General features: G+C 69.7%; 18 protein-coding genes and 2 tRNA genes. 4 read left to right on the top strand and 16 right to left on the bottom strand.

Annotated elements, in window-relative coordinates; all coding sequences use genetic code 11:
- Positions 1 to 3 precede the first annotated feature (3 nt).
- From mreC to ACFYPN_RS32670, 6 genes are all read right to left on the bottom strand, one after another.
- Positions 4 to 1098, bottom strand: a complete 1095-nt coding sequence (gene mreC, locus ACFYPN_RS32695; protein ID WP_358765221.1) for a rod shape-determining protein MreC — start codon at positions 1096 to 1098, stop codon at positions 4 to 6.
- Positions 1099 to 1218: 120 nt separating this feature from the next.
- A complete protein-coding gene (locus ACFYPN_RS32690; RefSeq protein WP_358765223.1) occupies positions 1219 to 2238 on the bottom strand; it encodes a rod shape-determining protein in 1020 nt (339 codons plus the stop codon).
- Positions 2239 to 2531: 293 nt separating this feature from the next.
- Positions 2532 to 2945 (bottom strand): nucleoside-diphosphate kinase, encoded by a 414-nt coding sequence (ndk, locus tag ACFYPN_RS32685; RefSeq protein WP_358765224.1) that lies wholly within the window; start codon positions 2943 to 2945, stop codon positions 2532 to 2534.
- A 125-nt stretch (positions 2946 to 3070) separates the two neighbouring features.
- Positions 3071 to 3433, bottom strand: coding sequence for a DUF4233 domain-containing protein (locus tag ACFYPN_RS32680; RefSeq protein ID WP_389303415.1), 363 nt, complete (start codon positions 3431 to 3433; stop codon positions 3071 to 3073).
- Between the two features lie 5 nt (positions 3434 to 3438).
- Positions 3439 to 4971: a folylpolyglutamate synthase/dihydrofolate synthase family protein gene (locus ACFYPN_RS32675; protein WP_358765228.1), complete on the bottom strand. Its 1533-nt coding sequence runs from the start codon at positions 4969 to 4971 to the stop codon at positions 3439 to 3441.
- Between the two features lie 149 nt (positions 4972 to 5120).
- Positions 5121 to 7742, bottom strand: a complete 2622-nt coding sequence (locus ACFYPN_RS32670; RefSeq protein ID WP_358765230.1) for a valine--tRNA ligase — start codon at positions 7740 to 7742, stop codon at positions 5121 to 5123.
- 137 nt (positions 7743 to 7879) lie between these two features.
- Here ACFYPN_RS32670 and ACFYPN_RS32665 point away from each other — a divergent pair, with 137 nt between their 5' ends.
- Positions 7880 to 8929, top strand: coding sequence for a hypothetical protein (locus ACFYPN_RS32665; protein ID WP_358765232.1), 1050 nt, complete (start codon positions 7880 to 7882; stop codon positions 8927 to 8929).
- 68 nt (positions 8930 to 8997) lie between these two features.
- Here the strand turns inward: ACFYPN_RS32665 and clpX are convergent, their stop codons facing one another.
- The 5 genes from clpX to ACFYPN_RS32640 form a co-directional block, all read right to left on the bottom strand.
- Positions 8998 to 10296, bottom strand: a complete 1299-nt coding sequence (gene clpX, locus ACFYPN_RS32660; protein ID WP_328721678.1) for an ATP-dependent Clp protease ATP-binding subunit ClpX — start codon at positions 10294 to 10296, stop codon at positions 8998 to 9000.
- A 157-nt stretch (positions 10297 to 10453) separates the two neighbouring features.
- Positions 10454 to 11137 carry an ATP-dependent Clp protease proteolytic subunit gene (locus tag ACFYPN_RS32655; protein WP_358765234.1) on the bottom strand — a complete coding sequence of 228 codons (684 nt, stop codon included), beginning with the start codon at positions 11135 to 11137 and terminating at the stop codon, positions 10454 to 10456.
- 76 nt (positions 11138 to 11213) lie between these two features.
- Positions 11214 to 11819, bottom strand: a complete 606-nt coding sequence (locus tag ACFYPN_RS32650) for an ATP-dependent Clp protease proteolytic subunit (protein ID WP_275496154.1) — start codon at positions 11817 to 11819, stop codon at positions 11214 to 11216.
- A 310-nt stretch (positions 11820 to 12129) separates the two neighbouring features.
- Positions 12130 to 13524: a trigger factor gene (gene tig / locus ACFYPN_RS32645; protein ID WP_389303410.1), complete on the bottom strand. Its 1395-nt coding sequence runs from the start codon at positions 13522 to 13524 to the stop codon at positions 12130 to 12132.
- 159 nt (positions 13525 to 13683) lie between these two features.
- Positions 13684 to 13760, bottom strand: a tRNA-Pro gene (locus tag ACFYPN_RS32640).
- 220 nt (positions 13761 to 13980) lie between these two features.
- Here ACFYPN_RS32640 and ACFYPN_RS32635 point away from each other — a divergent pair.
- Positions 13981 to 14054: transfer RNA gene (locus tag ACFYPN_RS32635), tRNA-Gly, on the top strand.
- Between the two features lie 169 nt (positions 14055 to 14223).
- Here ACFYPN_RS32635 and ACFYPN_RS32630 read toward each other — a convergent pair.
- The gene (locus tag ACFYPN_RS32630; RefSeq protein WP_328721676.1) at positions 14224 to 14418 is read right to left on the bottom strand and encodes a hypothetical protein; all 195 of its coding nucleotides are present in this window, start codon (positions 14416 to 14418) and stop codon (positions 14224 to 14226) included.
- A 510-nt stretch (positions 14419 to 14928) separates the two neighbouring features.
- Between ACFYPN_RS32630 and ACFYPN_RS32625 the strand changes: the two genes are divergently transcribed.
- The gene (locus tag ACFYPN_RS32625; RefSeq protein WP_389303407.1) at positions 14929 to 16128 is read left to right on the top strand and encodes an acyltransferase family protein; all 1200 of its coding nucleotides are present in this window, start codon (positions 14929 to 14931) and stop codon (positions 16126 to 16128) included.
- Positions 16129 to 16263: 135 nt separating this feature from the next.
- Here ACFYPN_RS32625 and ACFYPN_RS32620 read toward each other — a convergent pair whose 3' ends face one another.
- From ACFYPN_RS32620 to ACFYPN_RS32605, 4 genes are all read right to left on the bottom strand, one after another.
- On the bottom strand, positions 16264 to 16764 hold the full coding sequence (locus ACFYPN_RS32620) for an HD domain-containing protein (protein WP_358765240.1): 501 nt from the start codon (positions 16762 to 16764) through the stop codon (positions 16264 to 16266).
- Between the two features lie 69 nt (positions 16765 to 16833).
- A complete protein-coding gene (locus tag ACFYPN_RS32615; protein ID WP_389303404.1) occupies positions 16834 to 17976 on the bottom strand; it encodes a PP2C family protein-serine/threonine phosphatase in 1143 nt (380 codons plus the stop codon).
- 274 nt (positions 17977 to 18250) lie between these two features.
- Positions 18251 to 19072 (bottom strand): Fpg/Nei family DNA glycosylase, encoded by an 822-nt coding sequence (locus ACFYPN_RS32610; protein ID WP_389303401.1) that lies wholly within the window; start codon positions 19070 to 19072, stop codon positions 18251 to 18253.
- 203 nt (positions 19073 to 19275) lie between these two features.
- On the bottom strand, positions 19276 to 19764 hold the full coding sequence (locus ACFYPN_RS32605) for a ribose-5-phosphate isomerase (protein WP_328721671.1): 489 nt from the start codon (positions 19762 to 19764) through the stop codon (positions 19276 to 19278).
- Positions 19765 to 19945: 181 nt separating this feature from the next.
- On the opposite strand from ACFYPN_RS32605, the gene ACFYPN_RS32600 reads away from it, so the two are divergent.
- On the top strand, positions 19946 to 21433 hold the full coding sequence (locus ACFYPN_RS32600) for an amino acid permease (protein WP_389303396.1): 1488 nt from the start codon (positions 19946 to 19948) through the stop codon (positions 21431 to 21433).
- The last annotated feature ends 38 nt before the right edge of the window (positions 21434 to 21471 follow it).

Here is a 21471-nt window from a genome sequence, read left to right as displayed (position 1 = left end):
GCCCTACTCCTGGTCGTCTGCCTGGCCGTCTGGGTCGGCGGCAGCGTCGGTATCGGCGTTGGTGTTCGCGTCGGGGAGCGCGGCGACCTCGGTGGCACCGGCCGCCTGGCCCGAGGCCGTCGCGCCGGGCGTCTGGTGGATGTTGCCGACCACGTTGCCGCTGCCGTCGACGAGGTCGCCGTTGGGCTGGACGGTCACGGTGACGGTCGGGGTGGGCTTGGGCTTGGCCGGCTTGCCGGGCTTCTTCGGCAGGACCGCGTCGCGCGGGTCCGTGCGCGGGGCCTCCACGACGACGCCGACGATGTCGAGCTTGGTGAAGCCGACGTACGGCTTGACGTAGACGGTACGGGTGAGGTCGCCGCCGGACGGGTCGACGCGGACGACCTCACCGACCGGGACGCCGGGCACGAACGGCTTGTCCTTGCTGGAGCCGAAGGTGACGAGCCGGTCGCCCTTGGCCACCTTGGCCTTGCCGTTGAGAAACTGCACCGAGAGCGGGCTGTTGCCCTGACCGGTGGCGAAGCCGAGTTCGTCGGTCTTCTCCATCCGGGTGCCGACGGTGAAGTCCGGGTCGTTGGCGAGGAGTACGGTCGCCGTGTCCGGGCCGACCGTGGTGACGCGGCCGACGAGTCCTTCACCGTTGAGCACCGTCATGTCGCGGGCGATGCCGTCCTTGGACCCCGTGTCGATGGTGATCGTCCAGGAGAAGCCCTGGGCCGCTCCTATGGCGATGACCTGGGCGCCCTTGATGCCGTACTGGCCGGCGTTCGCGTTCTTGAGGATCGCGTCGAGCTGGCGGACGCGGCTGTTGGTGCGGGCGTCGCTGCCCAGCTCCGTCTTCAGCCGGGCGTTCTCCTTCTCCAGGGCCGCGATCCGGTCGTGCCGGTCTCCGGAGTCCCGGACGGCGCCGATGGCGTTGCCCACCGGGTCCACCGCCGCCGCCACGCCGTTCTCCACCGGCCCGAAGACCGTCGCGGCGGCCTGCCGGGCGCCGTCCACCGGCGAGTCCTCGCCGCCGCGGATGTCCACCGTGATCAGTGCGAACGCGATGACGATCAGCAGCACCAGGAGCAGCCGGCTCTCTCGTGTGTCCCTCACGTGCGGCGGCCGTGCCTTCCTCGTAGGAATGTTCGTGCCTGTATATCAACGATCTGCCGTACGGGGCGGCAGCGCCCGTACGGCAGACCGAAGGTGTGTCAGTTGCCCGCCCGAGGCCCGTCAGCGGCGGGGCTGCGCGTCCAGGACCTGCTGGAGTGCCTCGAACTCCTCGACGCACTTGCCCGATCCGAGGGCCACCGAGTCCAGCGGGTCTTCGGCGATGTGGATCGGCATGCCGGTCTCCCGGCGCAGTCGCTCGTCCAGTCCCCGCAGCAGCGCGCCCCCGCCGGTGAGGACGATGCCGCGGTCCATCACGTCGCCGGAGAGCTCGGGCGGGCACTTGTCGAGCGTCGTCTTCACGGCGTCGACGATCGCGTTGACCGGCTCCTCGATGGCCTTGCGGACCTCGGCCGCCGAGATGACGACGGTCTTGGGCAGTCCGGAGACGAGGTCCCGGCCGCGGATCTCGGTGTGCTCGTCCTTGTCCATGTCGTACGCGGAACCGATCGTGATCTTGATCTGTTCGGCGGTGCGCTCACCGAGAAGGAGGGAGTACTCCTTCTTGATGTGCTGGATGATCGCGTTGTCCATCTCGTCGCCGGCGACCCGGATCGACTGGGCAGTGACGATTCCGCCGAGCGAGATCACCGCGACCTCGGTGGTGCCGCCGCCGATGTCGACGACCATGTTGCCGGTGGCCTCGTGGACGGGGAGGCCGGAGCCGATGGCCGCCGCCATGGGCTCCTCGATGATGTGCACCTGGCGGGCACCTGCCTGCGTCGACGCCTCGATGACAGCGCGTCGCTCCACTCCCGTGATGCCGGAGGGCACGCACACGACGACGCGCGGGCGGGCCAGGTAGCGGCGCTTGTGGATCTTGAGAATGAAGTAGCGGAGCATCCGCTCGGTGATCTCGAAGTCGGCGATGACGCCGTCCTTCAGCGGCCGTACGGCAACGATGTTGCCCGGCGTACGGCCGATCATTTTCTTGGCCTCGGCGCCGACCGCGAGAATGCCGCCGGTGTTGGTGTTGATGGCCACGACGGACGGCTCGTTCAGGACGATGCCGCGCCCCCTGACGTACACCAGCGTGTTGGCAGTCCCGAGGTCGATAGCCATGTCACGACCGATGAACGACATTGATTCCCCTTGTTCCCCATGAGGATGCGGCGGTGCCTTCCCGAAGAAAGCATGATGGCTGATTCTGGTCGGCGAATCCGGCGCGCTGCGGGTGTGGAAGCTTCCATCGTAGTGCCGGGTGCACGGACACAGCGCGAGGGGCATTCGCCTTACCGGGTGGAACGGCTACGCGTCCCACCCAGGGTGACGTTACGTCGGTGGGATGCGTTCCCGCGACGGGACCACGTATACCGAAGGGCGACCGAATTAATTCGGTCGCCCCGGGTCACCAGCGCTGTTTGGCCGATCGACCGTCAGGACAGACCCGGAAAGAAAAGTTTCAGCTCCCGCTCGGCGGACTCCTCGGAGTCCGAGGCGTGGATGAGGTTCTCCCGGGTGACCGTCCCGAAGTCGCCGCGGACGGAACCGGGCGCGGCGGCGATCGGGTCGGTCGGGCCGGCCAGGGCGCGGACGCCCTCGATGACCCGCTCGCCCTCGGCGACCAGGGCGACGACGGGACCGGAGGCCATGAACTCCACGAGCGGCTCGTAGAACGGGCGGCCCTTGTGCTCGCCGTAGTGCGCTTCCAGCGTGTCCCCGTCGAGCGTGCGCATCTCCAGAGCCGTGATCCGCCAGCCGGCCTTGCGCTCGATGCGGCCGACGATCTCACCGATCAGCCCACGCCGGACCGCGTCCGGCTTGAGGAGGACGAGGGTGCGCTGGGTCATGTGGAGCGGCTCCTTGCGAGTGACGGGGTGCGGGAGAGCGAGATTACAGGGACCGGCCGCGGCCCCGACGGGTGGGGTTGTGCGGCGTCGGTCCCGGGGCCGATCGTGCGCTCGGAGGCTCGGGGTCAGCCGGCGGCCGGAGCGGGGTCCGCACGGGCCTCCATGGCCGCCCAGCGGGCCTTCGCCTCGTCGATCTTCCGGCCGTAGTGCACCGACGCCCACCACAGGGCAGCGAAGGCGATGCCGAGGATGTACATCACCGGGACGAAGACACCGCTCACCACGAGGGCGATCTGGAACGCCCAGCCCAGCACGACCCCGCCGGGGCGGGTGATCATGCCGCACAGCAGCACGGAGAGCAGCATGCCGATGCCGCACACGGTCCAGACGGTCGCGGCGGTCAGGTCGTCCGACTTCATCGCGACGAGACCGGCGAAGCCGATCACGAAGAACTCGCCGATCAGTGTCGACGCGCAGAGCGTACGCACAGGGGTCAGCCCCTTCCCAGAAGCAGCCGGGCCTCGCCGACCGTGATCACGGAACCGGTCACCAGCACGCCGGCGCCCGCGTATTCGTCCTCTTCCTCGGCGAGGGTGATCGCCGCTTCCAGCGCGTCGTCGAGCCGGGGCTCCACCTGGACGCGCTCGTCGCCGAAGACCTCCACCGCGACGGCGGCCAGCGTGTCGGCGTCCATCGCCCGTGCGCTGGAGTTCTGGGTGACGACGATCTCGGCGAAGATCGGCTCGAAGGCTTCGAGGAGTCCGCGGACGTCCTTGTCGTCGCTGGCGCCGACGACGCCGATGAGCCGGGAGAAGCTGAATGCCTCGGAGAGGCCCTCGGCGCTGGCGCGGGCGCCGGCCGGGTTGTGTGCGGCGTCCAGGACGACGGTCGGGCTGGACCGGACGACCTCCAGGCGGCCCGGCGAGCGGACCGAGGCGAAGGCCGTGCGGATCGCGTCGATGTCGAGCGAGCGGGTCTGCTCGCCGCCGATGCCGAAGAACGCCTCCACGGCGGCGAGCGCCACCGCGGCGTTGTGCGCCTGGTGGGCGCCGTAGAGCGGGAGGAAGATGTCGGTGTACTCGGAGGTCGGCCCGCCGAGTCCGCGCAGCGTCAGCAGCTGGCCGCCGACCGCGATCTCGCGGGAGACGACGCCGAACTCCATGCCTTCACGGGCCACGGTCGCGTCGGCCTCGACGGCCTTCTTGAGCATCACCTGCGCGGCGTCCACCGGCTGCTGGGCCAGTACGACCGTCGCGCCCTGCTTGATGATCCCGGACTTCTCCCCGGCGATCTCGGCCGGCGTGTTGCCGAGCCGGTCGGTGTGGTCGAGCGAGATCGGGGTGACGACGGCGACGCCCGCGTCGATGACGTTGGTGGCGTCCCAGGTCCCGCCCATGCCGACCTCGATCACGGCGACGTCGACCGGCGCGTCGGCGAAGGCCGCGTACGCCATGCCCGTCAGCACCTCGAAGAAGGAGAGACGGTACGGCTGCTGGGCGTCGACCATCTCGACGTACGGCTTGATGTCCTCGTACGTCTCCACGAACCGCTCGGGGGCGATCGGGGAGCCGTCCAGGCTGATCCGCTCGGTGATCGACTGGACGTGCGGCGAGGTGTACCGGCCGGTGCGCAGGTCGAAGGCGTTGAACAGCGCCTCGATCATGCGGGCCGTGCTGGTCTTGCCGTTCGTGCCGGTGATGTGGATGGAGGGGTACGCGCGCTGGGGCTCGCCGAGCACGTCCATCAGGGCGGCGATCCGGGTGACGGAGGGTTCGAGTTTGGTCTCACCCCAGCGGCCCGCCAGCTCCTGCTCCACGGCGCGCAGCGCCTTGGCGGCTTCGGGGTCCTCGGGCGTGGCCGGGGGCGCGTCGGACACGGGCGGCCCGGACTGGGTGCGCAGCGTGCGGCTTCCGGCCTCGATCACCGCCAGGTCGGGGTCGCGCTGGGTTGCTTCGTCCACGATCTCCGCGAAGGTGTCGTCGGACTCTGACGCGTCGTGCCGGTCTGAAGGGCGGGGCTCACTCACAGGGCCAGTCTACGGATCGGCGGGGACATCGTGCGCAGCGCCCGTCCCGAGGGCCGGGGCCGGGGATACGACGAGGCCCCCGTACCCCGGTGGCCGGCTCGGGGTGCGGGGGCCTCGGGTCGCCCGGGAGGGCGCGAGGGCGGGGCGGGTCAGCCCTGCGGCAGGCTCGCCAGCTGGGCGGTGATCCGCTCGATGTCGGCGTCCGCCTTGGCGAGCCGGGCGTGGATCTTCCCGACCACGTTGTCCGGGGCCTTGGCGAGGAAGGCCTCGTTGCCGAGCTTGGCGTTGGCCTGGTCCTTCTCCTTCTCGGCGGCGCCCAAATCCTTGGTGAGGCGCTTGCGCTCGGCCTCGACGTCGATGGTCCCGGACAGGTCGAGAGCGACCTGCGCGCCGGCCACCGGGAGGGTGGCGGTGGCGTGGAAGCCCTCCTCGGCCGGCTGGAGGCGCAGCAGCTGGCGGATGGCCGCCTCGTGCGGGGCCAGCGCCGTGCCGGTGAGGGTCAGTCGGGCCGGGACCTTCTGGCCGGCCTTGAGACCCTGGTCGCCCTTGAAGCGGCGGACCTCGGTGACGACCTGCTGGACCAGCTCGATCTCGGCCTCGGCCGCCTCGTCGCGGAAGCCGGAGTCCTGCGGCCAGTCGGCGACGACGACGGACTCACCGCCGGTGAGGGTGGTCCAGAGCGTCTCGGTGACGAACGGCACGATCGGGTGGAGCAGACGCAGCGTCACGTCGAGGACCTCACCGAGGACCCGGCCGGAGACCTTGGCCTGCTCGCCGCCGGCGAAGAAGGTGGTCTTCGACAGCTCGACGTACCAGTCGAAGACCTCGTCCCACGCGAAGTGGTAGAGGGCGTCGCTGAGCTTGGCGAACTGGAAGTCCTCGTAGAACGCGTCGGCGCTCGCGACCGTCTTGTTCAGCCGGGACAGGATCCAGCGATCGGTGGCCGAGAGCTGCTCGACCGGCGGGAGGTCGCCCTCCACCGTCGCACCGTTCATCATCGCGAACCGGGTGGCGTTCCAGATCTTGTTGGCGAAGTTCCGGGACGCCTGGACCCAGTCCTCACCGATCGGAACGTCCGTACCGGGATTGGCGCCCCTGGCGAGGGTGAAGCGGACGGCGTCGGAGCCGTACTTGTCCATCCAGTCGAGCGGGTCGACGACGTTGCCGAAGGACTTCGACATCTTCTTGCCGCGCTCGTCACGGACGAGGCCGGTGAGGGCGATCGTCTTGAACGGGACCTCTCCGTCCATGACGTAGAGGCCGAACATCATCATCCGGGCGACCCAGAAGAAGATGATGTCGTGACCGGTGACGAGGACGTCCGTCGGATAGAACTTCTTGAGTTCCGGTGTCTCCTCGGGCCAGCCGAGCGTGGAGAACGGCCACAGGCCGGAGGAGAACCAGGTGTCCAGGACGTCGGTGTCCTGCGTCCAGCCTTCGCCCGTGGGCGGCTGCTCGTCGGGGCCGAGGCAGACGACCTCGCCGTCGGGGCCGTACCAGACGGGGATGCGGTGACCCCACCAGAGCTGGCGCGAGATGCACCAGTCACGGAGGTTGTCGACCCAGTCGAAGTACCGCTTCTCCATCTCCTTGGGGTGGATCGTGACCCGGCCGTCACGGACCGCGTCACCGGCGGCCTTGGCGAGGGTCTCGACCTTGACCCACCACTGGAGGGAGAGCCGGGGCTCGACCGTCGTGCGGCAGCGGGAGCAGTGGCCGACGGAGTGGACGTACGGACGCTTCTCGGCGACGATCCGGCCCTGCTCGCGCAGCGCGCCGACGAGGGCGGACCTGGCCTCGAAGCGGTCGAGGCCCTGGAACGGACCGGGCACGGTGATGACACCGCGCTCGTCCATCACGGTCATCGACTCCAGGCCGTGCCGCTGCCCGATCGCGAAGTCGTTGGGGTCGTGGGCGGGGGTCACCTTGACGGCGCCGGTACCGAACTCCGGGTCGACATGGGTGTCGGCGACGACCGGGATGGTGCGGTCGGTGAGCGGCAGCTTGATCCGCTTGCCGACGAGGTGCGTGTACCGGGCGTCGTCCGGGTGGACGGCGACGGCCGTGTCACCGAGCATCGTCTCGGCGCGGGTGGTGGCGACGACCAGCGTCTCCTCACCCTCGCCGTACCGGATGGAGACGAGCTCGCCGTCGTCGTCCTGGTAGTCGACCTCGATGTCCGAGATGGCCGTCAGGCAGCGCGGGCACCAGTTGATGATGCGCTCGGCGCGGTAGATCAGCTCGTCGTCGTACATCTTCTTGAAGACGGTCTGGACGGCGGCGGAGAGGCCCTCGTCCATGGTGAAGCGCTCACGCGACCAGTCGACGCCGTCGCCGAGGCGGCGCATCTGGCCGAGGATCTTGCCGCCGTACTCTTCCTTCCACTGCCAGACGCGCTCGGTGAACTCCTCGCGCCCGAGGTCGTGGCGGGACTTGCCCTCCTCGCCGAGCTGCTGCTCGACCTTGTTCTGGGTCGCGATGCCTGCGTGGTCCATGCCCGGCAGCCACAGCGCCTCGTACCCCTGCATCCGCTTGCGGCGGGTGAGAGCGTCCATCAGCGTGTGCTGGAAGGCATGGCCGAGGTGGAGGGAACCCGTGACGTTCGGCGGCGGGATGACGATCGTGTACGGGGGCTTCTCGCTCGCGGCGTCCGCCGTGAAGTAACCGCGCTCCACCCAGCGCTCGTACAGCTCCCCCTCTACCTCGGCCGGCGCGTACTGGGTCGGCAGTTCGGGGTTGCTGGCTGATGGCTGCGTTGAGTTCTCGGTCACGAGGGACAGTTTAGGGCCGTCACAGCCGTGCCCCGAAACCGGTTTGTTCAGTAACGGTGTGCCTGCGGGTACCCCACGCGGGGGCGGCTTCCGCGAGGATGTCCGGAAGGCATAAGCATTCTGGAGGGGACAGCGTCATGAGTAACAACCAGCCGGGACCGTACGGCGGCCAGCCGCCGCAGGGCCGGCCCGGGCCCTACGGCCAGCAGCCCGGTCCGTACGGCCAGCAGCCCAACCCGTACGGAGAGCAGCCGCAGGGCGGACAGCCCGGCTACGGCTATCCCCAGCAGGCCCCCCAGGGCGTCCCCCCGCAGCAGCCCCCGCCCCCGCCCGCGCAGGGGTACGGCTACCCGCAGGGCCAGCAGCCCGGCCAGCAGCCCGGACCGTACGGCCAGCAGCCGGGTCCGTACGCGCAGCAGCCGCCCACTCCCCCGTACGGCGGCCAGCAGGCCTACCCGGGGCAGCCGGGACAGCCGCCGTTCCAGCAGCCGAAGAAGAAGCGGACCGGCCTGATCGTGACGGCGGCCGTCGTGGCGCTGGCGGTCATCGCCGGCGGGGCGTACCTGCTGACCTCGGGCGGGGGCAGCAGCGATGTGGCGGACTCCACCAAGGGGTACAAGATCACGCCGCCGGCCTCGGTGGGCGACTACAAGCAGGACGCCGCAGCGGCGAAGCCGGGTGCCCCGATGACCGGCCAGGACAGGACCGACGCCGAGGCCATGGGGATCAAGAAACCCAGCAAGGTCAGCACCCAGTACGTGAGCGGCGACATGGAGAAGAACCCGCTCACCGCGAAGTTGCTCGTCGTGGAGGGCAGCTGGGGCGAGATCGCGGACCCGGAGAAGGTCATCGACGCCTCGTTCGCGAGCGCCGCGAAGGAAGCGGCGGCCAACGAGTCCAGCGAGGGATCGCTGGTCGGAAGCCCGAAGGCGGTCAAGCCCGCCGGCTTCACCGGCGCCCTGATGAAGTGCCAGAACGCCAAGATGGTCAACTCGGAGGCCGACGGCTCCGTCGAGAAGGGCCCGAAGGAGATGATCCTGCCGGTCTGCGTCTGGGCCGACTACAGCACCGTGGGTGTGGTGATCGGTTTCGACGTCGGTGGCGCCATGACCAACAAGCCGATGTCCCAGGACGAGGCGGCGGCTCTCACCGCCAAGCTCTACAACACCTCGCGCACCAAGATCTGACACGCGAAGGGGCGCCCAGCCGCTGCTCCCAGCGGCCGGGCGCCCCTCGTGCGTGGTGGCGGGCAGAGCTAAGCGGACTTCTCGTGCCTGCCGCCGTCGTTCTTGCCGATCGTGCGCGGCTCGCGCGGCACCAGCGTGGGGTTCACGTTGTTGCGGACCACGTCCGGGGTGATGACCACGCGGGCGACGTCCTTGCGGGACGGGACCTCGTACATCACCGACTGGAGGACTTCCTCCATGATGGCGCGCAGACCGCGGGCGCCGGTCTGCCGCAGGATCGCCTGGTCGGCGATGGCCTCCAGCGCCTCGCGCTCGAAGTCCAGCTCCACACCGTCGAGTTCGAAGAGCCGCTGGTACTGCTTCACCAGGGCGTTGCGCGGCTCGATGAGGATCTGGAGGAGTGCCTCGCGGTCCAGGTTGTGGACCGAGGTGAGGACGGGGAGGCGGCCGATGAACTCCGGGATCATCCCGAACTTCACCAGGTCCTCCGGCATGACCTCCTGGAACTGGTCGCTCGCCTGGATCTCCAGCTTGGAGCGGATGGTCGCGCCGAATCCGATGCCCTTGGCGCCGGACCGGGACTCGATGATCTTCTCCAGTCCGGAGAAGGCGCCGCCGACGATGAACAGGACGTTCGTCGTGTCGATCTGGATGAACTCCTGGTGCGGGTGCTTCCGGCCGCCCTGCGGCGGTACGGAGGCGGTGGTGCCCTCCAGGATCTTCAGCAGCGCCTGCTGCACACCCTCGCCCGAGACGTCGCGCGTGATCGACGGGTTCTCGCTCTTGCGGGCGACCTTGTCGATCTCGTCGATGTAGATGATCCCGGTCTCGGCCTTCTTGACGTCGTAGTCGGCCGCCTGGATCAGCTTCAGCAGGATGTTCTCGACGTCCTCGCCGACATAGCCGGCCTCGGTCAGCGCCGTCGCGTCGGCGATGGCGAACGGGACGTTGAGCATGCGGGCGAGCGTCTGCGCCAGCAGCGTCTTGCCGGAACCCGTGGGGCCCAGCAGAAGGATGTTCGACTTGGCCAGCTCGATCGCGTCGTCGCGACTGGAGCCACCGCCGTTCTCCCCGGCCTGGACCCGCTTGTAGTGGTTGTACACCGCGACCGAGAGGGCCTTCTTCGCGGGCTCCTGCCCGACGACGTAGCCCTCCAGGAACTCGTAGATCTCGCGCGGCTTGGGAAGTTCTTCCCAGCGCACTTCCGAGGTCTCGGCGAGCTCCTCCTCGATGATCTCGTTGCAGAGATCGATGCACTCGTCGCAGATGTACACACCGGGTCCTGCGATGAGCTTCTTCACCTGCTTCTGGCTCTTTCCGCAGAACGAGCACTTGAGCAAGTCGCCGCCATCACCGATGCGTGCCACGAGGTGCTTCCCCTTCGCCTGGGAGACGCCTGGTTCAGCGACTCCTGGTCCCTCTGTTCGACGGTACCTTGCCTGGCCCCCCGTTCGGGCCCCCCTTGGCACGGTTCACACGACCGGAGACCGGTCGGATGTCCGTGCCAAGGGGTAAAGACCGACGTCAGACCGCAGATCCGGCCGAGGTCTTACGGGTGGAGACGATCTGGTCCACAAGACCGTACGCCAGGGCTTCCTCGGCGGTCAGGATCTTGTCGCGCTCGATGTCCTCGCTGATCTTCTCCAGCGGGGTGGTCGAGTGCTTGGCCAGCATCTGCTCCAGCTGGGTGCGCATGCGCAGGATCTCATTGGCCGCGATCTCCAGGTCGGAGAGCTGCTCACGGCCGGTCTGCGAGGACGGCTGGTGGATGAGCACCCGTGCGTGCGGGAGCGCCATGCGCTTGCCCGGGGTGCCGGCGGCCAGCAGGACGGCGGCGGCGGAGGCCGCCTGGCCCATGCAGACCGTCTGGATGTCCGGCTTCACGAACTGCATCGTGTCGTAGATCGCGGTGAGCGCGGTGAACGAGCCGCCGGGGCTGTTGATGTAGATCGAGATGTCGCGGTCCGGGTCCATCGACTCCAGGCACATCAGCTGCGCCATCACGTCGTTGGCCGAGGCGTCGTCGATCTGCACGCCGAGGAAGATGATGCGCTCCTCGAAGAGCTTCGCGTACGGGTCGTACTCGCGCACGCCCTGCGAGGTGCGCTCCACGAAGCGCGGCACGATGTAGCGGTTGTCCACCTGCGGGCCGGTGTAGAGGCCGCTCGCGGAGGCGCCGGGGAAGTTGGTCATGTGGGTGTTCACCATCCTGGTGGCGTTTCTGTGGGCTGTTTCTCGGCGTACGAGAGGCGTGCGGGAGCGGTGCCGTCCGGTGCGATCCGGATCAGGCGCCGGTGCCGCCGCCGCCCGGGATGCCCGACGCGGCCGTGATGATCTCGTCGATGAGGCCGTACTCCTTGGCCTCCTCGGCGGTGTACCAGCGGTCGCGGTCGCCGTCGCGGATGATCGTCTCGACGGTCTGGCCGGAGTGGCGGGCGGTGATCTCCGCCATCCGCGTCTTGGTGCGGAGCAGGTACTGGGCCTGGATCTTGATGTCCGAGGCCGTACCGCCGATGCCGGCCGAACCCTGGTGCATGAGGATGTCGGTGTTGGGGAGCGCGAAGCGCTTGCCCGCGGCACCGCCGGTGAGCAGGAACTGGCCCATCGAGGCCGCCATGCCCATACCGATGGTGACGACGTCGTTCGGGATGTACTGCATGGTGTCGTAGACCGCCATGCCGGCCGTCACCGAACCGCCGGGGCTGTTGATGTAGAGGTAGATGTCCTTGTCCGGGTCGGCGGCAAGGAGCAGCAGCTGTGCGGTGATCTTGTTGGCGATGTCATCGTCGACCTGCTGACCGAGGAAGATGATGCGCTCGCCGAGCAGTCGGCTGTAGACCTGGTCGCCGAGGCCACCACCGAGGGACGGCTCTCCGGCGGCGTAGGGCATCAGATTCGTCACGTATCCACCTGCTCGTCTCTGACGGCTCCGGCCGTCTCAGCGTCTTCGTACCGGGGGGCCGGGACTACCCGACCCTTCCTCTTCATGGACCCTAACGCGCAGGTGGAACAAGACCATCCCGCTTCCATAACTGTTCGCTGGGAGCGCAAGGTACGCAGTGCGCACACGGGTTCTGAGGGGTCGTCGCGGACGCGCCGCGAAGGGCCGCGAACGCCACCCAGGCGCTTCCTGCGGGTACGACGACGGGCCCCGGACGGCGTGGTGCGTCCGGGGCCCGTCGTGCGGATCAGCGGGAGGCTCAGGCCTCCTTCTTCTCCTCGGCGGCGGCCTCGTCGGAGTCCGAGTCGGCGGCGGCCTCAGCCGTCTCCTCCTCGGTCTCTTCGTCGTCCTCCAGGTCGACGATCTCACCGTTGGTGTCGGTGACCTTCGCGGCCTCGACGACCAGCGCGAGCGCCTTGCCGCGGGCGACCTCGCCGACGAGCATCGGCACCTGGCCACCCTCGACGACGGCCTGGGCGAACTGGTCGGGGCTCATGCCGGAGGAAGCAGCGCGCCGCATGAGGTGCTCGGTGAGCTCCTCCTGGTTGACGTTCAGCTTCTCCTTGTTGACGATCTCGTCCAGCAGGAACTGGGTCTTGATGCCCTTGACGGCCTGCTCCGAGGTCTCGGCCTCGAACTCCTCGGCGGTCTTGCCCTGGATCTCCAGGAACTTCGCCAGGTCGAGACCCATCTGGCCGAGCTGGTGGTGCTCCAGGTTGTGCTTGCGGGTGTTGATCTCGTCCGCGAGCAGCTTCTCCGGGATCGGGACCTCGGCGAGCTTCAGCAGCTCCTCGAGGACGCGCTCCTGGGCCTGGGTGGCCTGGTCGTACTGCTTGGTGTTCTCCAGGCGCTTGCGGCTGTCGGCGCGCAGCTCCTCCAGCGTGTCGAACTCGCTCGCCATCTGGGCGAACTCGTCGTCCAGCTCGGGGAGTTCGCGGGCGGCGACGGCGGTGACCTTGACGGTGACCTCCGCTTCCTTGCCCTCGGCGGAGCCACCCTTGAGCTCGGAGGTGAAGGTGGCCTCGCCACCGGCCTCCAGGCCCTTGACGGCCTCGTCGATGCCCTCGAGGAGTTCACCGGAACCGATGGTGTACGAGACACCGTCGGCCACGCCGTCCTCCAGGACCTCGCCGTCGACCTTGGCTTCCAGGTCGATCGTCACGACGTCGCCCTCGGCGGCGGCGCGCTCGACCGGGTTGGTGGAGGCGAAGCGCTCACGGAGCTGCTCCACGGCCTTCTCGATGTCCTCTTCGCTGACCTCGAGGGCGTCCACGGTGACCTCGATGCCGGAGTAGTCCGGGATCTCGATCTCGGGGCGCACGTCCACCTCGGCGGTGAAGGAGAGCAGCTCGCCGTCCTTCAGCTCGGTGATGTCGACGTCGGGCTGGCCGAGGACGTTCAGCTCACCCTCGTTGACCGCCTCGGTGTAGAACTTCGGGAGGGCGTCGTTGACGGCCTCCTCCAGCACCGCACCACGGCCGAACCGCTGGTCGATGACCCGGGCCGGGATCTTGCCCTTACGGAAGCCCTTCACCGTGACCTGCTGGTTGATCTTCTTGTAGGCCGCGTCGAGGCTGTCCTTGAGCTCCTCGAAGGGCACCTCGATGCTGAGCCGAACCCGGGTCGGGTTCAGGGTCTCCACGGCGCTCTTCACGGTTCGGTCTCCTTGGTGGCTGACTTCGGGGGGTTCCGCGCGCCGCCTGTCGGCGGCTTCGCGGATCGGCCCGGCTCATCAGACACACGGGCACGCACTTTGCATAGTAACGGCAAGGGGGAGGAGTCCCCCAATGCGCTCCCCATGCGATCTTGCTGGTGGTCGGGGTGGCCGGATTCGAACCGACGACCTTCCGCTCCCAAAGCGGACGCGCTACCAAGCTGCGCCACACCCCGTCGGTGCGACACAGAGGGTACATGCAGAAAGGGCACCCCTCCGCCGCTTTTCGACGACCCTGCGGCAGATGGCCCGCGCCGACTACGGCAGCGGGCGGAGTACACCGGCACATTCCCCGGCCCGCGCGGTGCGCTCCGGGACACGGGTGTGCGGGCACCGGCTCCGACCCGCTACGATGCTCTTCGTACCCGGGGCCGGCCACGGCACCGGTGCGGTCCTGCGGGCGTAGCTCAATGGTAGAGCCCTAGTCTTCCAAACTAGCTACGCGGGTTCGATTCCCGTCGCCCGCTCCATGACGAAGGCCCGGCGCCGCGTCCCGTGATCACACGGACGCGGCGCCGGGCCTTCGTCGTACGCCGACCGTGGGGACGGCGACGCGCGCGACGCCGCCGGCCGTGGGGACGGCGGCCGGCGGCGTCGCGGCGATCTTCGACCGGAGTGAGCGGGCGAACCGCTCCCGGCTCAGAAGCTGATCTGGTTGATCGTGTCCGCTATGGAGTTCATGAACCTGTTGATCGAGGGCGCCATGCCCGTCGACGCCAGGAAGAACCCGAAGAGGATGGCGACGATCGCCGGCCCGGCCTTGATGGATCCACCACGGATCAGCACCACCAGGATGATCGCCAACATCAGCACCACAGACAGCGAAATGGCCACGACTGCTCACACCCTAGGTCGGTCCGCCTTGCCGGCCCGGGGGCGTGCTCCGTCGCGCGCCCACCGTTCACTCCATCGTGCCATCAACTCCCGTGGAGGCGACGACTGCTGACGGAGTGACCTGGCCGGTTTTCGCCATTCTTGCCGTTCTCGCCCTCGGCACACCCACCGGAGCCTCAGGGAGGCGGGGTGCGCGGACGGGCGGCACCCGTGTGCGGCCCGGAGGGAAGCGCCGTACGGCCACCCCGGCCCTCCGCGGGTCGCCGCCGGGGTGGGACCCGTGGTGCGCCACAGGAATTCACCCACTCCCCACAGGCCACGCGCATTCCGTCCCGCCGGAGAGAGCACCGTCATGCTCGCCTTTCAATTCTGCCGCGATGTGCCCCGGTTACTAGTGATACAACCCGAACACAACGGACATCACTCGCATGTTTCGGTGTCGAATTGACGGGCAGGCGCGAGGCTTCCGACGCGCCACACGAAAACGGAAGACGGGTCTGGGTTTTTCGAATGCTTCCTGCTCCGAGTCGCACACAGCGGACCGCGCTCCCCCCGGAGACCCTGGATCCGGAGCCAGGAACGAGACCCGCGGCGGCCTCGGCCACGATTCCCCCGGTATCCGAGCCGACGTCACGGGAAGCCGCCCCCTCGGCCAGGAAGCGCGATCCGTACTTCGACAACGTGAAGTATCTGGCCATCGTGCTCGTCGCAGTGGCGCACGCCTGGGAACCGGTGATGGGCGACAACCGGGCACTGCGCGCGCTGTACATGATCATCTATACGTTCCACATGCCCGCGTTCATCCTCGTCTCCGGTTACTTCTCCCGGTCCTTCGACGCGAGCCCGGCCAGAATGAAGCGGCTCGTCACCGGGGTCGTGGTCCCGTACGTGGTCTTCGAGACGGCCTATTCGCTGTTCAGGCGGTACGCGGGCGGGGAGCCGGACGCGCCGATCACCCTGCTCGACCCGCTCTTCCTCACCTGGTTCCTGGCCGCCCTGCTCATCTGGCGGCTCACCACCCCGCTCTGGCGGACGCTCCGCCACCCGCTCCCGGTCGCCCTCGCGGTGGCCGCCCTCGCCTCGGTCTGCCCCGGCATCGGAGACGATCTCGACCTGCAACGCGTGCTGCAGTTCCTGCCGTTCTTCGTGCTGGGCGTGCTGGCCCGCCCCGAGCACTTCACGTGGGTGCGCCGACGCCAGGTACGACTGCTCTCACTCCCGCTGTTCGCCGGGGCACTGGTGTTCGCGTACGCGGTGGCTCCGCACATGAAACTCGACTGGTTCTACCGCGGCGACAGCGCCCAGGAGATCGGCGCGCCCTGGTGGTCCGGCGTCATGATGACGCTGCTGATGTTCGGCTGCGCACTGCTGCTCACCGCCGGGTTCCTGTCCTGGGTGCCGGCCCGGACGACCTGGTACACGGCGCTGGGCGCCGGAACCATCTGCGGATACCTTCTGCACGGCTTCCTGATCCGGGGCGCCGAGTACACGGGGCTGATCGACGAGAACGCGTGGCTCTCGGGCCCCGCCGGGCTGCTGCTCGTCTCCGTGATCGCGGCCGCGGCCGTGACGCTGCTGTGCACCCCACCGGTCCGCCGGGTGATGCGGTTCGCGACCGAGCCGGACATGGACTGGGCCTTCCGCCGGAGCCCCGCCACCAGCGGGCCCGGACCGGCGGCCGCGTCACCGGCCCGCACGGCGGGGCGCTGACCCGTCGCGGGCGCACGCCCTGTCCACGCGTCCGCCCCGTTCGCCCCGTTCGCCCCGTCGCCGGAGCCCTCCGGCCCTCCGCCCCGGCCCTCAGGCGGAGGCGACGGCCGAGGAGGGGGCCGGGGGCAGGCCGTTTCAGTTCGGGCCGGGGTTGGCCGAATTCATTCGGTCTGTAAGCGATTCATCGACTTGGCGACCAAGAAGTCGCCGTACTTGGGCATATTTCTCGGTCAGCCGATCGCGGGTGGCCGGCTCCAGCAGCGCCAGCCGGGCCGGATCCGCGTTGTGCGCGAGGTCCGCCTCCTTGATCAGCAGGGCCCCCGGGGTGGCGAGAATCCTCGCGGTGTACGAGGCGAGATCCTCGCCCTCGCCGCGGGTGAGGGCCAGCACCAGCTCCTTGACGTGGGGGTCGAGCGCCGCGCCGTCCAGCCACTCACGGCTCAGCGCCCCGTCCTCGACGGAGTCGTGCAGCCAGGCGGCGGCGATCTGTTCGTCGTTGCCGCCTCCGGCCCGTACCCCTTCGGCCACGGCCGCCAGGTGCCCGGCGTACGGGCGGCCCGCCTTGTCGGTCTGGGCGGCGTGCGCGGCGCGGGCGAGCGCCTCCACCTCGGTCAGGGTCAGCAAGCGATCCGGCATGGGCCGACTCTACGGCCGGGCTCCCGGCCGGAACAGAGAGCGGCACCCGCCGATCCCGAGGGGAGCGGCTCAGCCCCGGCGGGAGAGCAGGAGCAGCGCGCGGTCGTCGTTGACGTCCTTCGCGCACGCCTCGATCAGATGCCAGGCCGCGCCTTCGAAGCCGGTCGTGACGTACCGGTCGGCCTCGCCGGTCAGCCGGTCGATGCCGTCGGCGATGTCCCGGTCCGCTGCCTCGACCAGGCCGTCCGTGAAGAGCATCAGCACGTCGCCGGAGGCCAGCGAACCCTTGACCGCGTCGAAGTCGGCTCCGTCGTAGACGCCGAGCAGCGGTCCCTCGGCGGCCTTCTCCTCCCACTGCCCGGTCGCGGCGTTCAGCTGCAGGGCCGGCGGGTGCCCCGCCGAGAGGATCTCGTAGTCACCGGTCTCCAGGTCCAGCACCAGGTGGATCGAGGTGGCGAACCCCTCGTCCCAGTCCTGGCGCAGCAGGTAGCCATTGGCCGCGGGCAGGAAGCCGTGCGGGGGCAGGGAGCCGAGGAGGCCGCCGAAGGCGCCGGAGAGCAGCAGGGCGCGGGAGCCCGCGTCCATGCCCTTGCCGGAGACGTCGGTGAGGACGACCTCCAGCCTGCGTCCGCCGTGGGTGCGCGCCGCGACGACGAAGTCGCCCGAGAAGGACTGGCCTCCGGCGGGCCGCAGCGCCATCTCGCAGTGCCAGCCCTTCGGCAGCCGGGGCAGCGCGCTCTGCACCCGGATGCGTTCGCGCAGGTCGAAGAGCATCGTGCCGCCGCGCCGCCAGGGCACTCCGACGCGGGCCCGGAACTGGGCGAGCACCAGGCCGAAGAAGCCGCAGGCTCCGACCACGAGCACATTGCCCGGGGTGACCGTGACGTCGGCAGGGGCGGTACCGAGGGTGAAGGACTCGACGATGAGCGCGCCGGCCGCGACGGCGTACAGGGTGAGGAGGCTGGCGGGGCGGAGCAGCAGGCCCCCGGCGACGATCGGCAGCACGAGTGCCGTGGGCGAGAACCACTCCGGGTTCCAGACGGTCGCCACCGCGAGGGCGGGGATCGTCAGCGCCAGGCCCGCGAAGGCTATCCAGTCCGACCCGTCACCGCGGAAGTAGTCGACCCCGGAGCGGCGCAGCGCGATGCGGGCCCGGTGGGCCGTACGACGCCACCGGGCCAGGTACGCGTTCACTCCGTCGCGAGAGGCCATTGTCGGGACCTTATCGACCGAACGGCCCCCCGTGCAGGGGGACCCCTGGGCGGAGGGGTACGAGAAAGGGTCGCCCCGCCGGTGGAGACGCAGGTAGGCGCGGCGTACGGCCATGGACCGGGCGGACCGGAGACCCGGGCCCGGGGCGCCGCGGACGGCCCGGTGGGAACGTGCTTTCGACGGGGTGGGTGAGCGGTACGCGGTACGCGGAGCCCCCGGTGTGAGCGAGCCCCGGTGTACGCCCGCCCGGCGGTGACCGGTGCGGGCGGCGCGGTCAGCGCTTCTGGCCGGGCTTCTGGCAGGTGGGGCACCAGAAGAGGTTGCGGGCGGCGAGTGCGGCGGTGCGGACGCCGGTGCCGCAGACGTGGCAGGGCCGCAGGTCGCGCCGGTAGACGTAGACCTCGCCGCCGTGGTCGTCGACGCGGGGCGGGCGGCCCATCGCCTCGGGGAGGTGTTCGGGGCGGACGGTGTCGATCCGGTTGTTCCGTACCCCTTCGCGCATCAGCAGGACGAGGTCGGCCCAGATCGCGTCCCACTCGGCGCGGGTGAGGTCCTCGCCGGGGCGGTACGGGTCGATGCCGTGGCGGAAGAGGACCTCGGCGCGGTAGACGTTGCCGACGCCGGAGACGACCTTCTGGTCCATCAGCAGCGCGGCGACGGTGACCCGGCTGCGGGAGATCCGCCGCCAGGCGCGCGTCCCGTCCTCGTCGGTGCGCAGCGGGTCGGGACCGAGGCGCTCGTGTATCGCCTGCTTCTCGGGCTCGGTGATGAGGGTGCAGGTGGTGGGGCCGCGCAGATCGGCGTGGTGCTCGTCGTTGCGCAGCCGGAGGCGGACCGTCTCGGTGGGCGGCGGCGCGGGGACGGTACCGAAGCCGAGCTTCCCGAAGAGGCCGAGGTGGATGTGGACCCAGCCGGCGGCGCCGAAGCCGAGGAAGAGGTGCTTGCCGTGGGCGTCGACGGCGTCGAGCACCCGGCCGTCGAGCAGCGCCGCGCTCTCGGAGAACTTCCCCTGCGGGCTGCTGACACGCACCGGCCGTCCGGCGAACCGCTCGTCGTGGTCGGCGGCGAGGCGGTGGATCGTGTGTCCCTCGGGCACGGACGCTCTCCTGACGGGGCGGACGGAATGACGGGTGGGCGGAATGACGGGCGGGCGGCAGCACGGCGCGCGGAAGCCGGCGGGACGGCGGCGCGCGGAAGCCGGGCGGAGGCCGGGTGGCACGACGCGGCTGAACGGCCGTGCCGCCGGGCGACGAGGCCGGGCGGCACGGTGGGTGGTCGGCGGGTACGGGGCGGTCGGGGTCAGCCCTGCTGCGGGTGGTGGGCGGGGATCGGCGGGAGCGCGCCGGTCTCCTCGTACGCCGAGAGCATCTCGATGCGCCGGGTGTGGCGCTCCTCGTTGGAGTACGGCGTGCTGAGGAAGATCTCCACGAACTTGGTGGACTCCTCCTCGGAGTGCATCCGGCCGCCGATGGCCACGACGTTGGCGTTGTTGTGCTCGCGGCCGAGGGCGGCGGTCTGCTCGCTCCAGGCCAGCGCCGCACGGACGCCCTTGACCTTGTTGGCGGCGATCTGCTCGCCGTTCCCGGAGCCGCCGATCACGACGCCGAGGCTGTCCGGGTCCGCGGCCGTCTTCTCGGCGGCGCGGAGGCAGAACGGCGGGTAGTCGTCCTGGGCGTCATAGATGTGGGGTCCACAGTCCACGGCCTCGTGGCCGTGGGCCGTCAGCCACTCGACGAGGTGGTTCTTGAGTTCGTAGCCGGCATGGTCCGATCCGAGGTACACGCGCATGCCGGAAAGTGTGGCACGAGCGCGGCAGGGTAGCCGTCAGCGGGGTCGGAGCCCTTCGCGGGGTCGCGGCAGGACCGTCAGCCGGACCCGCCACGGACCCGCGGAGCCGCGCAGGTGCGGATCTCGGCTCGGGCAGGGGCGGTTCGTCGCGGTCCGCCCGGACTAGTGAAGGATTCCATCCATGACGTCGCAGACCACGGTGGCGGGACGGGGACCCGGCGGGCCGGACCGGCCCGCCGGGTCCGAGGGACATGACGGCTCCGACGGGCCCGGCGGTCCCGAGGGGCGTGGCGGCTCCGGCGGCGAGCTGCGGGCCGGGCTCAAGAACCGTCATCTGTCGATGATCGCCATCGGCGGGGTGATCGGCGCGGGCCTCTTCGTGGGTTCCGGCGCGGGCATCGCTGCCGCCGGCCCCGCGATCCTCGTCTCGTACGCCCTGGTCGGCACCATGGTCGTGCTGGTGATGAGGATGCTCGGCGAGATGGCCGCCGCGCGGCCCAGCTCGGGCAGCTTCTCCGCCTACGCCGATCAGGCGCTCGGGCGGTGGGCGGGCTTCTCCATCGGCTGGCTGTACTGGTTCTTCTGGGTGGTCGTGCTCGCCGTGGAGGCCACGGCCGGGGCGGCGATCCTGGAGAGCTGGGTGCCGGCCGTACCGCAGTGGGGCTGGGCGCTGATCGTGATGGTGGTGCTGACCGCCACGAATCTGATCTCGGTGAGTTCGTACGGCGAGTTCGAGTTCTGGTTCGCCGGGATCAAGGTCGTCGCCATCGGCGCCTTCGTGATCGTCGGGCTGCTCGCGGTCTTCGGGGTGCTCCCCGGCTCCGACAACGCCGGTTCGGGGTTCGCCCATCTCACCGACAGCGGCGGCTTCCTGCCGAAGGGCCCGGGGGCGATCCTGACCGGGGTGCTGATGGTGGTCTTCTCCTTCATGGGGAGCGAGATCGTCACGCTGGCCGCGGGTGAGTCCTCGGACCCCCGGCGCGCTGTCTCGAAGGCGACCAACAGCGTCATCTGGCGGATCGCCATCTTCTACCTGGGCTCGATCCTCGTGGTGCTGACGCTGCTGCCGTGGAACGACCCGTCCATCGTGGAGAAGGGCAGTTACGTCGCCGCGCTCGACTCCATCGGCATTCCGCACGCCGGGCAGGTGATGGACGTCGTCGTGCTCACGGCCGTGCTCTCCTGCCTCAACTCCGGCCTGTACACGGCCTCCCGGATGGCCTACTCGCTCGGCGGCCGGGGCGACGCGCCCCGGGCCTTCACCCGGGTGAACCGGCGGGGCGTCCCGCAGGCGGCGATCCTCTCCTCGGTCGTCTTCGGCTTCGTGGCGGTCTTCTTCAACTACCTGTGGCCGGACACCGTCTTCGCCTTCCTGCTGAACTCCTCGGGAGCGGTGGCGCTCTTCGTCTGGCTGGTCATCTGCTTCACCCAGCTGCGGATGCGCCCCATGATCGAGCGTGAGTCCCCGGAGAAGCCGGTCGTGCGGATGTGGCTCTTCCCCTACCTGACCTGGGCGACGATCGCGATGATCTCGTTCGTCCTCGTCTACATGCTCACCGACGACGCCGGCCGCGAGCAGGTGCTGCTGTCCCTGCTGGTCGCGGCGCTGGTGGTCGCGGTGTCGCTGGTACGGGAACGGCGTGGGCGCCGGCCGGCAGCGAAGGACTGACGACCGCACGGAACGAGCGGAAGGCCCGCCGGGAACGC

Origin of the sequence: Streptomyces sp. NPDC005576, from assembly GCF_042871745.1 — a bacterium.
GTDB lineage: Bacteria > Actinomycetota > Actinomycetes > Streptomycetales > Streptomycetaceae > Streptomyces.
The sequence above is the reverse complement of the archived record's forward strand: the minus strand, read 5'-3'. Positions and strand labels throughout refer to the sequence as shown.

What these genes read in the sequence shown, in the direction of transcription:
- ACFYPN_RS32690 (WP_358765223.1), bottom strand. Translation starts at nt 2,238, where the DNA reads ATGTCGTTCATCGGTCGTGACATGGCTATCGACCTCGGGACTGCCAAC.
- ndk (WP_358765224.1), bottom strand. Translation starts at nt 2,945, where the DNA reads ATGACCCAGCGCACCCTCGTCCTCCTCAAGCCGGACGCGGTCCGGCGT.
- ACFYPN_RS32665 (WP_358765232.1), top strand. Translation starts at nt 7,880, where the DNA reads ATGAGTAACAACCAGCCGGGACCGTACGGCGGCCAGCCGCCGCAGGGC.
- ACFYPN_RS32655 (WP_358765234.1), bottom strand. Translation starts at nt 11,137, where the DNA reads ATGGTGAACACCCACATGACCAACTTCCCCGGCGCCTCCGCGAGCGGC.
- ACFYPN_RS32650 (WP_275496154.1), bottom strand. Translation starts at nt 11,819, where the DNA reads ATGCCCTACGCCGCCGGAGAGCCGTCCCTCGGTGGTGGCCTCGGCGAC.
- ACFYPN_RS32625 (WP_389303407.1), top strand. Translation starts at nt 14,929, where the DNA reads ATGCTTCCTGCTCCGAGTCGCACACAGCGGACCGCGCTCCCCCCGGAG.
- ACFYPN_RS32620 (WP_358765240.1), bottom strand. Translation starts at nt 16,764, where the DNA reads ATGCCGGATCGCTTGCTGACCCTGACCGAGGTGGAGGCGCTCGCCCGC.
- ACFYPN_RS32615 (WP_389303404.1), bottom strand. Translation starts at nt 17,976, where the DNA reads ATGGCCTCTCGCGACGGAGTGAACGCGTACCTGGCCCGGTGGCGTCGT.
- ACFYPN_RS32605 (WP_328721671.1), bottom strand. Translation starts at nt 19,764, where the DNA reads ATGCGCGTGTACCTCGGATCGGACCATGCCGGCTACGAACTCAAGAAC.
- ACFYPN_RS32600 (WP_389303396.1), top strand. Translation starts at nt 19,946, where the DNA reads ATGACGTCGCAGACCACGGTGGCGGGACGGGGACCCGGCGGGCCGGAC.